Here is a 13,605-nt window from a genome sequence, read left to right on the forward strand (position 1 = left end):
CCATATGGTCAAAAAAGGTAATTATGTTATAATTAATATAATTCGTTTATTAAAAATATGGAGGTCTATATCCAAATGATAAAAAAATACTCACTGAAGTCCCTAGGTCTTAAATTGATTACCGGAGTTTTAACCTGTCTCATATTTTTATCAGGCCTTATGAGTCTGGAGGCAGTTGATGCGGCACAGACCGTTGATATCTCGAAGCAGGTCAAATTGAAATGGATCGTCATTGGACTGGGAGATCAGGCAGATAAAAAATTGGTAGAAAGCTCCATAAACAAATATCTTAAGGATAAAATAAATGCAGTGCTTGATATTACAACCTTCTCCTGGGGGGAATTTGACCAGAGGATGAACATATATATTGCTGCCGGAGAGCAGTATGATATTAATTTCACCTCAAGCTGGACCACCAACTATAGAAAAATGTCTGAAATGAATGTATATAAGGACTTGACCGGCATGCTGGATAAATATGCCCCGAAAACCAAGGCACTGCTGGGAGACAAGATATTAAAGAGTGCCGGGGTAAATGGAAGAATATATGCTTTACCGGTTTATAACTACAATATTGTTAACAGCTATGGAATATTATTAAACAAAAAGCTGGTGGAAAAGTACAAAATTGATACAGCTAAAATTACAAAGCTTCAGGATATGGAACCTTACTTGAAAAAAATCAAAGCAAGCGAATCCGGTATCGCAGGCTTCTATCCCTTTGATTCCTACCTCTCCGGGACTATAATCAACACATTAAATTATGACAGGCTCTTATATAATTCACCGGCAGCGGTAAAAAGGGACGGGAAAAGCACTGCGGTAGTAAATTTATATGAAACCGGTGATGCAAAAGCGCTCTTCACAATGATGAATAAATGGTATAAAGCCGGTTATATTCCAAAGTCGGCAGAAGCGACACAAAATTATTATGATAATAATAAATCAAAAATTTTTGCCATGTATTCCAGTATCACTCCCACAAAATCGGAGGAATTTTTGAATAGTTATAGTATTGATATGGTTCCTGTAATACTTAACAAGCCTTCTATCACCACCGAAAGCGTCTCAGGTGCCATGCATGCAATATCGGCCATGTGCAAAAATCCCGAAAGGGCTTTGATGCTGCTGGAGCTGGTGAATACCGATCCCAAGCTTTCAAACTTGATCAACTATGGAGTTGAGGAAATTCATTATAAAAAAACGGGTACCAATTCTATTTCACAAACATCCAGAGGTATGGAAAAGTATAATCCCGGTTCACCCTGGGTGTTCGGTAACCAGACTATTACCTATCCCCTTCCGGGATATACCTCAAAGGCCGTGGCAATTTTGAAGGACAATGTAAAAAATGCAGTTGCATCGCCTCTGGCAGGCTTTACTTTCGATTCACAGCCGGTAGCTGCGGAAATAACAAAGACATATTCCATAACAGACAAATATATCAATGACCTGTGCATAGGCAAAGTCAACCCCACTGAAAATTTGAACAAAATGAATACCGAACTGAAAAAAGGCGGTGTTCAGAAAATATTTACTGAAATGCAACTACAGGTGGACAGGTTTGTAAAAAACGGAAGATAGGGAAGATAGAAATATAAGCTTCAACTAAAAAAGCCTCATCACAGGTAATTTTATCATAAAATCAACCTGTGATGAGGCTTTACTTTTTATTTATGTGGGAGTGCCGGTCAGGGTGTCTTCCCTGTCTCCGGGCCTTTCCAGCGTTATTCGTCCAATTTTTCCTCCACGGAATTCATCCAGAACTATTGCAGATATCCTGGAATAGTCAATCTGCCCCTTTGAAACAATACAGCCTCTTTTTCTTGCCACAGTCTCCAGCAGCTCCAAAGGCTCCATACTGATGATACTGTCAGGCTCAAGCTTGAACCTGGTGCACAATTCTGCCGGATATGCTCTTGAGAGCCTTACCAGCAGTTCCATTGCAACCTCGCTGATATCCATTATGTCGTCCTTTATTGCCCCGGTAAAAGCCAGGTTCATTCCCACTTCCAGATCTTCAAACTTCGGCCACAATATTCCCGGAGTATCCAGCAGCTCCATTTCAGAGTTTATTCTTATCCACTGCTTCCCTCTTGTTACACCGGGTCTGTCACCTGTAACAGCAGTAGCTTTGCCTACGATTTTGTTTATGAAAGAGGATTTTCCCACATTGGGTATACCTACCACCATGGTTCTTACAGGTGTGAAAAGCTTGCCTTTTGCTCTGTCTCTTTCAATCTTTTCAGACATAAGTTCCCTGGCTCTGCTCTTTACCTCATTCAAACCTTTGCCGTTAATAGAATTTATGAGGATACATCTTATGCCCTGACTGGCATACCACTGCACCCAGTGTTTTGATATCTGTTCGTCCGCAAGGTCTGATTTATTAAAAGCCACAAGCCGCGGCTTGTTGTTCACCAGGGAATTGATTTCGGGATTTCTGCTGCTGAAAGGAATTCTTGCATCCAGCAGTTCTATTATTACATCTACAAGCTTTAAATTTTCAGCTATAAGTCTTCTGGTTTTTGCCATATGGCCGGGAAACCATTGAATATTCATTAAATTCTCCTTAGTATCAACTGCAGCTTTTACAGTTGGATTATAAACATTATCTGTTACTATTGCAGTTATTTATTAAATTATAAAGCCTTATACATGATACATGCCCCTCTTATAAACCGCCCATTTTTGACAACGGCCAGATTCTCACCACAGCCCTTCCAATAACGGCATCCCTGTCAATAGGCCCTATCTGTCTGGAATCCAGGCTTTGCTCACGGTTATCCCCCATTACAAATATCTTGTCCTCCGGAACGGTAAAAGGAAGCTCCATGCCATGTGAATCCGTAACACCCTGAGTCTTGACATAGGTTTCATCCAGTTTCTTGAACTCTGCTTCACCGGCAGCTTTTCTGTAAACATAACCTTCTCTTATATCTATCTGATCCCCGGGAAGGCCTATAACTCTCTTTATATAGTCCACCTCACCGGGATTTCTTATGGGCAGGTATTTGAAAACTCCCTGGAATTGACCTTCTTCATGCATAAATACTATAATATCCCCGTGTTTCGGCTGGCTGAAAAAGTATCCCGTCTTGTATACTATAACATTGTGACCTTCAAAAAGAGTGCTTTCCATAGATACCATATTGACCTTATAGGTTGAAAAACCAAAGGCCTTTATCAGCATTGAAATAATAATTGCAGCAACAATTACAAGACACCATTCAAAAATTTCCTTTTTTACGGAACTTTTCTTTTTTGTTTCTTTATTTAAAACCTGCTTTTCCTTGCCCTCATCCAATATCTTTTCTTTGCTGTCCTCAAAGTTCTGACCATCCATAGGAAAATCACCTCATTATCAATTTTGTTAAGATTTAAGCCAATAAAATAATTACTCAAGCCGTTTCTATTATATATAATTATTTATAATTATACAAATTACATTTATTTGACACTATTGGCAACACCTTTCACGGTTCTGCCGGCTATGCATGGGCAGGCTGCTGCAAACTAAAAACCTAGAGACCGAAGCCTCTAGGTTTTTTTGTTGTGTGCCCTTAAAGGACACGTATGACTTATTTCGTTTGAAGTCTTTCCTTAACTTTTGCAGCCTTACCAACTCTGTCGCGGAGATAGTAAAGTTTAGCCCTTCTGACAACACCTTTTCTTACTACATCGATATGATCGATTCTTGGTGAGTTAACAGGGAATATTCTTTCAACTCCAACACCATAAGATACTCTTCTTACAGTGAAAGTTTCCTTTAAACCGGAACCCTTCAATGCTATAACAGTACCTTCGAAAACCTGGATTCTTTCCCTGGTTCCTTCCTTGATCTTTGCATGAACCTTAATAAAATCACCAATTTCCAATTTCGGAAGGTCAGTTCTTATCTGTTCATTTTCAATTGATTTCAATATATCCATTCTTGATTTCCTCCTTCCTCTCCTAGACGTTCGTGCATCCAATGAAACTATTGTTCAACGTAAATGACAACTCAATAAAGTGAAGTCATTTCCTGTGCAGAGGACCATCCGTATTACACACGCAGAATATTATAACACAACAACAAACCTGCTGTAAAGTATAATTTTTATAAGCCTCAGAGCTGTTTCTTTTCAAAATCCTTGTACAGCAGGCTGGGTTGTATCCCTGTGTTGTTCTGATACTTTCCGCTGCTGTATTTATCATATTCCCCTTCAATGGAGTGGTAATAAATCTGACAGATTTCAATGCCGGGATACACCTTTATAGGCTGAATGCAGTAAATCTCAAGAGTCCAATAGCCTGAAAAACCCACATCACCAAATCCTGCCGTTACATGGATGAACAAGCCCAGTCTTCCGATGGAGGATCTGCCCTCCAGCATCGGCACATGATTTACCGTCCTTGTATATTCCTTTGTCCTGCCCAGATAGAGCTTATTGGGTTCAAGTATGAGACCTTCTTCAGGAATTACCAGGCTTTTTGCCTTGTTTTCCTTTTTCATGTCAAGAAGTGTATCCTCATAAACCAATAATTCATTGTGCAGCCTTAAATTATAGCTGTTCGGATTCAACTGCTCCGGGTTGAACGGATCTATAAAAATTTCCCTGTCCAATTTTTTCCGTATTTCCTTGCCTGATAAAATCATTTGTATCCCCCCAGTATTCAAATAAGCGATAATCGTATAATACTCCGGTCTGCAGCCCATCTTAAAACCGGTACTTTTAAGTATATCACTAATGGAGTATTGTGAGAATATTTTAAAACCTTCCTTTTGAATGTTCCTTCTGGATTTTTGCTATCTGACGCCCCCATTGCTTTTCCTGAAGTCGCAGCTTTCCGTTTCTTTTAGCTTCCAGATGTGCCAGCTCCTTCTGGAGCTTTTGCCAGCTTTCCCACCTTTTTTTCTCCAGCTTTCCGGAAGCAAGTGCCTCAACAACAGCGCAGCCCGGCTCATTTTCATGCCTGCAGTCATGGAACCTGCAGCTTTCAACAAGCTGTTCAATGTCTCCGAACATGATATCCATACCTGTATCAGTTTCCCACAGGGAGAGCATCCGCATCCCGGGGGTATCAAGTAAAAGGCCTCCTCCCGGCAAAAGCACCAGTTCTCTGTGTGTGGTGGTATGTCTGCCCTTGCTGTCGTCCTGCCGTATCGACTGTGTTTTTAAGAGCTCCTCTCCCGCCAGCCGGTTCACCAGGGTGGACTTTCCAACTCCTGAGGAACCCAGAAGTGCAACTGTTTTTCCAGGCAGCAGATATTTTCTGATTTCTTCAATACCCTGACCTGTCACAGAGCTTATGGCAAAAACCTCTACACCCGGCGCAGCAGCATATACCAGACTGGTTTTTTCAGCGGCATCCTCGCAGCAGTCCGCCTTGGTGAGCACCACCACCGGCAGGGCTCCGCTGTCCCAGGCGGCAATCAGATACCGTTCAAGCCTCCTTAAATTAAAATCCCTGTTCAAGGATTGTATCAGAAAGACCGTATCTGCATTTGCCGCTACAACCTGCTCTTTTACTTCAATTCCCGCGGCAGCTCTTGAAAATTTTGTCCTTCTCTCCAGTACAAACCTTATGACAACACCCGTTCCCTGTAAACTGCTTTCCAGTGCCACCCAGTCTCCCACTGCAAGCTGCATGCTGTCATCCCCCCTGGCTATGGGTCTGCCGGCAGACAACTCACCTTTGCCGGTGGCAATTCTGAGCTGCTGTCCGAAGTCGGCAATAATACGCCCGGGGAACATGCCCTCGTCAGCCTTTCTGTTCCATTCTCCTTCAAAATAATCATTCCATCCATAATCTTTTAAATTTATCATCAATAATCATCCTTTATAAATTTCTTTTCCGACTGTCTTCTTTTCTTTTTGTTTTTCAGGTTGTTTTCCTGAATTCTTGTTCTGGGATTAATAACCCAGCTTCCGCGTACTTCTCTCATATAATCAAAGGTACTTTTCTTTTTAGTCATAATAGCCTCCATTCTGTGCCATATGCACATTTACAATAAACTGCAGGAATAATCCGGGCTCGTTGCTATTAGCATTCCACCTGGTAAGCAAAAACATCATTTATCCGGAGCACAAGCCCAAAAAGGGCATAAAAATTCCGCAGATACGACCACCTGCGGAAGAAAAAGACAAATAAAAAAACACGCCAACTCCGCGTGCACATCCACTCAATAATAAAATCCGGAAACAAAAATAACCTGCTCCAGATCAATACTGATGCTTTTAATTGCATTCACCATTTAGTTGCTCGAAAGAAGCTGCACTGCAGCAAAGTACGCTAAAAAGCTTTCTTTGCAGGCTGTGCCAATATTAAATTAGCAAAGAGCCACCTCAACAATCAATTTTAAAGACATATACCAACAACTCCTTTCGTTAAATTTATTTACAACCTATATAATTATAAGGTATTTTTAAAGCCTCTGTCAATAACATGTTACCTGTATTTTACATATTATGATATGAATAGCCGGATGATTGTATAAATTTAAATTCGTTGTTCAATAATATTTAAAAGAGGTGGCATAAATTTGGGAAAATATATTAAAAATCCTATACCGGTTGAGGCAATAGAATATAGTACCGGTATGGAAGACGGCTTTGACGAACTGGATATTGCTGTTAATTCCGGCCTTGACTCAGAGCATTATGAAAATCCTGCAGATTTAAATAAAATACCATATATTTATACTCTTGAAGGAAAGCATTATATCAATAAAGGCGACTATATCATAACCGGCGTTGACGGAGAAAGATATCCCTGCAAAAGGGAAATCTTTCTGAAAACCTATTCCCCGGCCAATATATAGCTGCTCAGGTTTTATCCGGCTTAATCATGCTGAGCTCGGTACTTCTCCAGTTGCTGTTTTCCTTTTCCAGTATTGAGTTTACTATGCTTATGAGAATTTCTCCCTTGTTCTGGCAGTTATAAGGATTGCAACTGTTAATATACAAATCCTTCTGGTGCTTTAATGCTTCAGCCACCATCCTGTACTCAATCCAGAGCTTGTGATAGCCAAAGGTGGCATTAAATGCGGATACTACGGTTATAATCGACCCCATGAGGGCCACAATGTATTTAGCTGCCGAAAATGTGTCAATAAACAAAGTTGTAAAGGGTATCAGCGCAGACAGGATTATGTCCAGCACCACCAGCGTGGTGTAGCGTTTTTTGTTAAGTACGGATTTCTCGTCATAGTAATCCAGATTTCCATTGAGATAGTTTTCTGCATTTCTATCATTCTCTTTTATGTCTTCCATAATCTGTTCACCAATCTGTTCCCCCTAAAGCCCACTTTTCCGTCTCAGTATTTTAAAATCTGTTCCTCCAGCATTTTGACTACCTTCCCGGGATTGTTTGAATAGAACACCTTCCTGGCAACTATTGCCCTGGGAATCCTTAAATCTTCATTCACATTTATGCTTTCATCTATTACTACGGGAAGGATTTCTTTTATTTTGCTGTTCATAAGCAGCCTTATTGCTTCGTCAAGTTCAAGCCGCACAAATTCACTTTCCAGTGAGTTTCTGGATATAAAAAGCACAAATAAGTCCGACTCTCTCAACCTGTCCAGTATAAAATCCATGGAGGTATTTATGTTATAAGGCTGCATGTAAAAAATCAGCCTGTATTTATCAGGCAGTAATCTCATATGGCTGATAATGCTCTTAATAAAATCATAGTCCTTGCTGCTGCAGGATAAAAATATATTGATCATTCAAAGCCTCACCCATTTACGCTGAGAGTCATCAATATATTTTATGCTTGTACCCTCTAATACATGCCTGATTAAAAGGTTTTAACCGGCAAATATGCAACGAAACCTATGAATACATATATAAATAATATTTATTCATAGGTTTCGTCGGCCGTATAACCGGAGACGGGAAGACTGATGAAAGTTGTCACTTTAAATAAAAAATCAAGTGCATACATATTATTTTAATTTGATTGAGCTTACTTTCAGCACATTGCCCTCAAGGAAACCTGTAACGGTTATTTCAGGAACTTTCTTGGAGGTTGAAGCAGGGATTATCTTTTCCTTGGCCAATTTATGTCCATATGCGTCAAATTTATAATATTTGTAGCTCCCATCCTTCTGCTTCACGGACAAACCATAACCGCTGCTTTCACAATGGGGGCAATTCAGGCAGGCTGCACCCATTTCAGACGGATTCTCAAGCTTTGGACTGCAATCCGAGTCACCCAGCCAACCAGTATAGGTCTGCTCCTTTGATGGAAGCCTGGTTATAGATATTACCTGAACAGTATTGTTTTTTATGTTGCCGTTTACACTGACAGCTTCACCGAGCTTTAGCTTACCGGCTGAAATGAGACTCTTAGCTGCCTTCTGACCGGTTGTATCAAATACCATATATTTTTTTGTTCCATCCTTACTGATTGTTTCTATTCCGTACTTATTATTTTTTACTTTTATTATTCCTTTATATATATAGCCTGCAACTTTTTTATTTGCGGTGGTTTGCGTCCGGTCTGCACTGGCGGCTTCTGCCAGTATGACGTTAGTGAATGCCAGCGACAGCAGCAAAACCAAAATTACAATTATTTTTATGGCTTTCATAATAACCTCCTTAATCAATAACCTTTATTTTACTTTTTATCATGCCCATCCAGCAGGTGTAGACAATATCTCCTGCTTTCTCAGGAATAAACTCTATCACATTGTCACCGGGAAGGATTTTCTTTTCGATTTTCAGGTCGGGAATAATTATTTCGTTATTGCATTCATTAAGTTCTTCTGCTGCTGCCCTCAGGTTCCAGCGTACCTTTATACCTTTTTTAACTACAATAACCGGGTATTCATATGCTTTTATTTCCGAATCTATCAGTTGAACTTCCGCCGTAATTCCGGGAGCCGAGGTATATTCATACTTGGACTGTCCTCCAAAAGGTAGGCCCAAATCAATGCCCGCCAGGGCCAAGCCCCTGCCTGACATGTTAAAACCCAGAATAAGAATGACTACAGCGCTTATAACAGTTATGATTTTTGAGTGTTTTTTGAATAATGCAGAGTTGACAACCCCAAAAGCAAATACCAGGGGAACTGTTCCCAGTGCAAAAACAAAGGACGAAACTGCACCTGATAATACACTTTTTGTTCCCAGGGCATAAAGCTGTACCATCTGAAGGGGACCGCAAGGCATAAGACCGCTTAATAAACCGATTATTAATTTGCTTCTGTATCTGCCTGTAAAGACTTTTTTGGCAATGGAAGAGGGTAAGCTTATATTAAGCCTTCGTAGTACAGGAAAAACATTCAGCATTTTGATTGACAGCAGTATCATAAAAATTCCTCCCAAAAGAGGAACTATACCTTTCCATATGCCGTGGGGGCTGAATACGTGGCCTATTCCCCCTGCCAGCCCGCCGATTATTGAGTAGGATAACACCCTTCCGGCATTATAGGCTGCATTGTGTGAAATCCCCTTACCGCTCATACTGCCGGATAAAACAAGGCCGCCGCACATTCCAATGCAGTGAAAGGCTGTAAGCAGGCCAAACAGGAACAGTAATCCAAGACTTGCCCTGTCTCCCAGCACAGGGAGGTATTCCAGCGAAAACAGCCTTGTCAGGAAGCCTGTTATATGTGTCAAATGTTCCAATTCTTCTCCCCCCTGTCTTTAGTGGTGCTTTTAAGTGATGCTTTTAAGTGATGCTTTTAAAGGTAATAGTCCAGTGCTCCGTGCTCCCATGGGCTCATTTCAGGCAACCTCCTCAGAGCTGCTTTGAAATGCTCCGGCAAACGCCCTTTCCAAATCCTCTATCAAATCCTTGGCATCCTCAAGTCCTATTGAAAGCCGGATAGTTTCCGGAGAGATTTTCGCCAGCAATTGCTCGTCGGCAGTCAGCTCTCCGTGAGTGGTTTTGGGCGCATTTATAATCAGAGATCGGGCGTCTCCCACATTTGCGTGGTAGCTGAAGATTTTTGCAGAATCAATAAAAGTTTTTATTTGTTCTTCCGAAGCCCTTAAGCCAAAGGTGAATACGGAACCCGCGCCTTTTGGGAAATACTTCTGAGCCAGCTTTCCGTATTTGCTGTCTTTAGCGTGGGGATGCAGCACCCAGGCCACCTCCTTTTTTGCTTCCAGATATCTGATTATTTTCTCAGTATTTGAAACCTGCTTTTGAACCCGCTCGGAAAGAGTTTCAAGGCCCAGCAGGGCAAGATATGCATCAAAGGGGCCCAGCGCCGCCCCAAAATAAGCCAAATAATTAATGCGGATTCTTGTGGTAAAGGCAGCATTCCCGAAGGCTTCTATAAAGCTTCTTCCCCTTCCCTGTGCATCCCTGAGCATATATACAGGGGCTGTAAATTGCGGGAACTTGCCGTTGCCCCAATTGAACCTGCCACTTTCAAGCACCAGTCCGGCAATTGCATTTCCATGCCCGTTCAGAGCCTTTGTGGCGGAGTAGATAACTATGTCCGCTCCGTATTTAATAGGATTTAAAAGGTATGGGGTTGCAAAGGTATTATCAACTATAAGGGGTATATCGTGCTCATGTGCAATTGCGGCCAGTGCTTCCAAATCTGCAATGGCTGCATTGGGATTGCTTATGCTTTCAACAAAAAGAGCCTTTGTATCAGGTCTGATTTTGCTGCGCCACTGCTCAAGGTCATCAATATCCTCCACCTGGTCAATTTCTATATTGAAGTTTGGATAGATTTTTTTAAAGCTGTCAAAGGTACCTCCATAAACCTGAGCCGTTGTCAGGATTCTTCCGCCGCCTTCGGCAACATTGAACAAGGAATAAGTCACTGCAGCCATACCGGAGCCCACTGCTATTGCCGAAGCGGCTCCGTCAAGAGCCGCCACTCTTTTTTCCAGTACATCCACCGTAGGATTTCCCACTCTGGTATACAGGTAACCGAATTCTGAAAAGCTGAACAATCTTGCCGCTCTGTCAGTATCACCCAAATCAAAGGAAGCCGTCTGATAAACCGGCACTGCAACTGAATAATTGTGTTCCTTCGGGTCATAACCTGCTCTTACCTTCAAGGTATCAAAACCTAAGTCTGAGAACGCCATAAATACACCTCTCTCATTTAATTAATTTTATGATTCACTTAACCGCCGGCAAGTATGAAATCAGATGTCGTACTAGTAAATGTTTTTGCTGATATACCGGTCACCCCGGTCAGGAAGGAGCACCACAATATTTGCCACTTCGACTCTTTCAGCTATGACCCTTGCCGCATACAGCGCAGCACCCGAGGAGGTTCCCGCAAGCACACCCTCTTTCCCTGCCAGCAGCTTAACCTCCTGCAAGGCTTGAAAATCATTGACCTTAATCACTTCGTCAATTAATGAATTGTCCATGGTTTCAGGCATGAAAGTGTTTCCTATGCCTTCTATGCTGTAGCAGCCCGGCAGTCCTCCGCCCATGGTTGAGCCCACCGGGTCGGCCAGAATTCCCTTGACATGCGGGTTTCTTTCCTTTAAGTATTTCAGGACTCCTGAAATAGTACCTCCACTGCCTGCCCCTGCAACCACATAGTCAATTTTTCCATCCAGGTCCCTGAAAATTTCCGGTCCGGTTGTCTCATAATGTATCTTTGGATTGGCCATATTGGTGAACTGGCTCAGGCATATGGAATTATCAATAGCTGAAAGCAGCTCCTGCACTTTTTCAAAAGCTCCGCTCATGCCTTTTTCCAGTGGAGTATGGATTATTTCCGCCCCTAGAGCTTTCATTATTACCTGCTTTTCCAGAGAAAATTTTTCAGGGACGGCAAATACCACTCTATAGCCTTTGTTCAAAGCTGCGAGGGCAATACCGATTCCTGCATTTCCTGCCGTGGCTTCCAAAATGGTTGTGCCTGCCGAAAGAAGTCCTTTTCTTTCGGCATCCTCCACCAGTGCCGTACCCATTCTGTCTTTTACACTGCCTCCGGGATTTAAAAGCTCCAGCTTGGCAAAAAGCTGAACAGTTTCCTTTATCCCCATATTATTAAGCTTCAATATTGGCGTATTTCCGATTAATTCTCGGATATCATTAAAAAATCTCATAATATTATCTCCCTAAGTCTTAACAAAGCTAAATATGGATGCTCACATCCATCACTTTTTTCTTGCCTTGCTGAAGGCATATTTGAGATCATCAACTATTGCTTCCTTATCCTCTATTCCCACAGACAGGCGGATCAGGTTGTCGTCAATCCCAACTTTCCGCCTTATTTCCGGGGGTATTGAAGCATGGGTCATACTGGCGGGATGACTTACAAGAGATTCCACTCCTCCAAGGCTTTCTCCAAGGGAAATAAGCTTTACGTTCTGGAAAAATATCCTGATATCATACTCCTGGGATAAAATAAAGGAGATCATTGCACCCGGGCCCTTTGCCTGCTTTTTATGAATGTTATAACCAATGGAATCCTCAATGCCGGGGAAAAAAATTCTGGTAACCCCATCATGTTCTTTAAGAAATTCAGCTACATATACGGCATTTTCAATATGCCTATCCATCCTCACAGACAAGGTCTTCAGACCCCTTAAAAGCAGCCAGGAATCGAAGGGAGGCAGAACTCCCCCTGTGGCATTTTGCAGAAATTGAAGCCGGTTTGCAATTTCAGTGTCACCTGTAACCACAAGTCCTGCTATGACATCACTGTGACCTCCAATATATTTTGTGGCACTGTGTATTACTATATCGGCCCCAAGTTCCAGCGGCCTTTGCAGATATGGTGTCATAAATGTATTGTCCACTATGGTAAGAGCCCCGTTCTTTTTAGCTATCTGAGAAATCTTCCGGATATCTGTTATTGTAAGTAATGGATTTGCGGGGCTTTCAACTATAACGGCTGCAATTTCTCCGTTAAATTTACTTTCCACCTCCTGGATATTTGAGGTATCTGCAATTTCATACTCCAGACCGAACCTTTTGAAAACCTTGTCCAGAACTCTATAGGTTCCTCCGTATACATTATTTGAAATGATAACCCTGTCACCGCTTTTAAACAGAAGCAGGACTGCTGTAATAGCTGCCATTCCGGAAGCAAAGGCAAAGCCTGCCGCACCTCTCTCAAGTTCCTTTATAAGTACTTCCAATGCTTCTCTTGTGGGATTGCCGGTTCTTGAATATTCATAGCCCTTGTGCTGTCCCAATTCAATCTGCCTGTAAGTAGAGGTCAGATATACCGGCACACTTACCGCTCCCGTTTTTTCATCCCCGTCAATACCGCCATGTATGAGCAGGGTGTTAAAAATCCTTTGCAGGTCTGGTTCGGTTATCATTTCATTTTCCATAATCTTAACCCTCCTGAATAATTTTTTTATCAATTAACTTTTTTAAAACCACATCTATTGGATAGGATGCTTCAAAAATCCTGATGCCCTTTGCCTGTATAAATGCCAGAGCACCTCTTCCAATCCGGTTTACAATTATAGAACTGCAATCCTCTATAAGCTTTAAAGTCCTGGCAAACTCACTTTCATCATGGCTGTTGGCAGCAGACGGTTTTCTGATTTCAATAAATTTAAAAGCCTTTTGATCTATTTCATATATGTAAAAGCTTGTGGCTCTTGCAAAATGCAAATCAATATTTTTTCCGTCGCTGCTTGCAATTGCTATTCTTTGACTCATTGTGCC

The 13,605-nt window shown here is 41.7% G+C and carries 16 protein-coding genes; 2 read left to right on the plus strand and 14 right to left on the minus strand.

Going from position 1 to position 13,605, the window contains the following annotated elements; all coding sequences use genetic code 11:
* Positions 1-75 precede the first annotated feature (75 nt).
* Positions 76-1,584, plus strand: coding sequence for an ABC transporter substrate-binding protein (locus CLHUN_RS18090; RefSeq protein ID WP_165755794.1), 1,509 nt, complete (start codon positions 76-78; stop codon positions 1,582-1,584).
* A gap of 90 nt (positions 1,585-1,674) precedes the next feature.
* Here the strand turns inward: CLHUN_RS18090 and ylqF are convergent, their stop codons facing one another.
* The 6 genes from ylqF to CLHUN_RS22175 all read right to left on the minus strand — a co-directional run bounded on the left by ylqF (position 1,675) and on the right by CLHUN_RS22175 (position 5,959).
* Positions 1,675-2,562, minus strand: a complete 888-nt coding sequence (ylqF, locus tag CLHUN_RS18095; RefSeq protein ID WP_080066033.1) for a ribosome biogenesis GTPase YlqF — start codon at positions 2,560-2,562, stop codon at positions 1,675-1,677.
* A 112-nt stretch (positions 2,563-2,674) separates the two neighbouring features.
* Positions 2,675-3,346, minus strand: coding sequence for a signal peptidase I (gene lepB / locus CLHUN_RS18100; protein WP_080066034.1), 672 nt, complete (start codon positions 3,344-3,346; stop codon positions 2,675-2,677).
* A 235-nt stretch (positions 3,347-3,581) separates the two neighbouring features.
* Complete coding sequence (rplS, locus tag CLHUN_RS18105; RefSeq protein ID WP_080066035.1) at positions 3,582-3,932, minus strand: 50S ribosomal protein L19; 351 nt, start codon at positions 3,930-3,932, stop codon at positions 3,582-3,584.
* A gap of 176 nt (positions 3,933-4,108) precedes the next feature.
* Positions 4,109-4,639 (minus strand): dCTP deaminase, encoded by a 531-nt coding sequence (gene dcd, locus CLHUN_RS18110; protein ID WP_080066036.1) that lies wholly within the window; start codon positions 4,637-4,639, stop codon positions 4,109-4,111.
* Between the two features lie 112 nt (positions 4,640-4,751).
* Positions 4,752-5,810: a ribosome small subunit-dependent GTPase A gene (gene rsgA / locus CLHUN_RS18115; RefSeq protein WP_242656556.1), complete on the minus strand. Its 1,059-nt coding sequence runs from the start codon at positions 5,808-5,810 to the stop codon at positions 4,752-4,754.
* Entirely contained in the window at positions 5,810-5,959 is a 150-nt protein-coding gene (locus CLHUN_RS22175) for a hypothetical protein (protein ID WP_165755795.1), read from the minus strand. The genes rsgA and CLHUN_RS22175 overlap by 1 nt, the downstream gene beginning before the upstream one ends.
* Positions 5,960-6,526: 567 nt before the next feature.
* Here CLHUN_RS22175 and CLHUN_RS18120 point away from each other — a divergent pair.
* Positions 6,527-6,805: a hypothetical protein gene (locus CLHUN_RS18120; RefSeq protein ID WP_080066037.1), complete on the plus strand. Its 279-nt coding sequence runs from the start codon at positions 6,527-6,529 to the stop codon at positions 6,803-6,805.
* Between the two features lie 4 nt (positions 6,806-6,809).
* On the opposite strand, the gene CLHUN_RS18125 is transcribed toward CLHUN_RS18120, so the two are convergent.
* From CLHUN_RS18125 to CLHUN_RS18160, 8 genes are all read right to left on the minus strand, one after another.
* Positions 6,810-7,256, minus strand: coding sequence for a DUF4231 domain-containing protein (locus CLHUN_RS18125; protein WP_080066038.1), 447 nt, complete (start codon positions 7,254-7,256; stop codon positions 6,810-6,812).
* 44 nt (positions 7,257-7,300) lie between these two features.
* Positions 7,301-7,714, minus strand: coding sequence for a toll/interleukin-1 receptor domain-containing protein (locus tag CLHUN_RS18130; RefSeq protein ID WP_080066039.1), 414 nt, complete (start codon positions 7,712-7,714; stop codon positions 7,301-7,303).
* A gap of 219 nt (positions 7,715-7,933) precedes the next feature.
* Positions 7,934-8,578: a hypothetical protein gene (locus CLHUN_RS18135; RefSeq protein WP_080066040.1), complete on the minus strand. Its 645-nt coding sequence runs from the start codon at positions 8,576-8,578 to the stop codon at positions 7,934-7,936.
* Between the two features lie 10 nt (positions 8,579-8,588).
* Entirely contained in the window at positions 8,589-9,620 is a 1,032-nt protein-coding gene (locus tag CLHUN_RS18140; protein ID WP_242656557.1) for a sulfite exporter TauE/SafE family protein, read from the minus strand.
* A gap of 99 nt (positions 9,621-9,719) precedes the next feature.
* On the minus strand, positions 9,720-11,045 hold the full coding sequence (locus tag CLHUN_RS18145; RefSeq protein WP_080066041.1) for an O-acetylhomoserine aminocarboxypropyltransferase/cysteine synthase family protein: 1,326 nt from the start codon (positions 11,043-11,045) through the stop codon (positions 9,720-9,722).
* A gap of 72 nt (positions 11,046-11,117) precedes the next feature.
* Positions 11,118-12,026, minus strand: a complete 909-nt coding sequence (locus CLHUN_RS18150) for a PLP-dependent cysteine synthase family protein (protein WP_080066042.1) — start codon at positions 12,024-12,026, stop codon at positions 11,118-11,120.
* 51 nt (positions 12,027-12,077) lie between these two features.
* Positions 12,078-13,262, minus strand: a complete 1,185-nt coding sequence (locus CLHUN_RS18155; RefSeq protein ID WP_080066043.1) for a trans-sulfuration enzyme family protein — start codon at positions 13,260-13,262, stop codon at positions 12,078-12,080.
* Positions 13,263-13,266: 4 nt separating this feature from the next.
* Positions 13,267-13,599: a NifB/NifX family molybdenum-iron cluster-binding protein gene (locus CLHUN_RS18160; RefSeq protein WP_080066044.1), complete on the minus strand. Its 333-nt coding sequence runs from the start codon at positions 13,597-13,599 to the stop codon at positions 13,267-13,269.
* Positions 13,600-13,605 lie beyond the last annotated feature (6 nt).

The organism is Ruminiclostridium hungatei (assembly GCF_002051585.1).
In the GTDB taxonomy this organism is placed as follows: domain Bacteria; phylum Bacillota; class Clostridia; order Acetivibrionales; family DSM-1351; genus Ruminiclostridium; species Ruminiclostridium hungatei.

What these genes read in the sequence shown, in the direction of transcription:
- CLHUN_RS18135 (WP_080066040.1), bottom strand. Translation starts at nt 8,578, where the DNA reads ATGAAAGCCATAAAAATAATTGTAATTTTGGTTTTGCTGCTGTCGCTG.
- CLHUN_RS18150 (WP_080066042.1), bottom strand. Translation starts at nt 12,026, where the DNA reads ATGAGATTTTTTAATGATATCCGAGAATTAATCGGAAATACGCCAATA.
- CLHUN_RS18090 (WP_165755794.1), top strand. Translation starts at nt 76, where the DNA reads ATGATAAAAAAATACTCACTGAAGTCCCTAGGTCTTAAATTGATTACC.
- dcd (WP_080066036.1), bottom strand. Translation starts at nt 4,639, where the DNA reads ATGATTTTATCAGGCAAGGAAATACGGAAAAAATTGGACAGGGAAATT.
- rplS (WP_080066035.1), bottom strand. Translation starts at nt 3,932, where the DNA reads ATGGATATATTGAAATCAATTGAAAATGAACAGATAAGAACTGACCTT.
- rsgA (WP_242656556.1), bottom strand. Translation starts at nt 5,810, where the DNA reads ATGATAAATTTAAAAGATTATGGATGGAATGATTATTTTGAAGGAGAA.
- CLHUN_RS22175 (WP_165755795.1), bottom strand. Translation starts at nt 5,959, where the DNA reads ATGACTAAAAAGAAAAGTACCTTTGATTATATGAGAGAAGTACGCGGA.
- CLHUN_RS18125 (WP_080066038.1), bottom strand. Translation starts at nt 7,256, where the DNA reads ATGGAAGACATAAAAGAGAATGATAGAAATGCAGAAAACTATCTCAAT.
- CLHUN_RS18155 (WP_080066043.1), bottom strand. Translation starts at nt 13,262, where the DNA reads ATGGAAAATGAAATGATAACCGAACCAGACCTGCAAAGGATTTTTAAC.
- CLHUN_RS18130 (WP_080066039.1), bottom strand. Translation starts at nt 7,714, where the DNA reads ATGATCAATATATTTTTATCCTGCAGCAGCAAGGACTATGATTTTATT.
- ylqF (WP_080066033.1), bottom strand. Translation starts at nt 2,562, where the DNA reads ATGAATATTCAATGGTTTCCCGGCCATATGGCAAAAACCAGAAGACTT.
- lepB (WP_080066034.1), bottom strand. Translation starts at nt 3,346, where the DNA reads ATGGATGGTCAGAACTTTGAGGACAGCAAAGAAAAGATATTGGATGAG.
- CLHUN_RS18145 (WP_080066041.1), bottom strand. Translation starts at nt 11,045, where the DNA reads ATGGCGTTCTCAGACTTAGGTTTTGATACCTTGAAGGTAAGAGCAGGT.
- CLHUN_RS18160 (WP_080066044.1), bottom strand. Translation starts at nt 13,599, where the DNA reads ATGAGTCAAAGAATAGCAATTGCAAGCAGCGACGGAAAAAATATTGAT.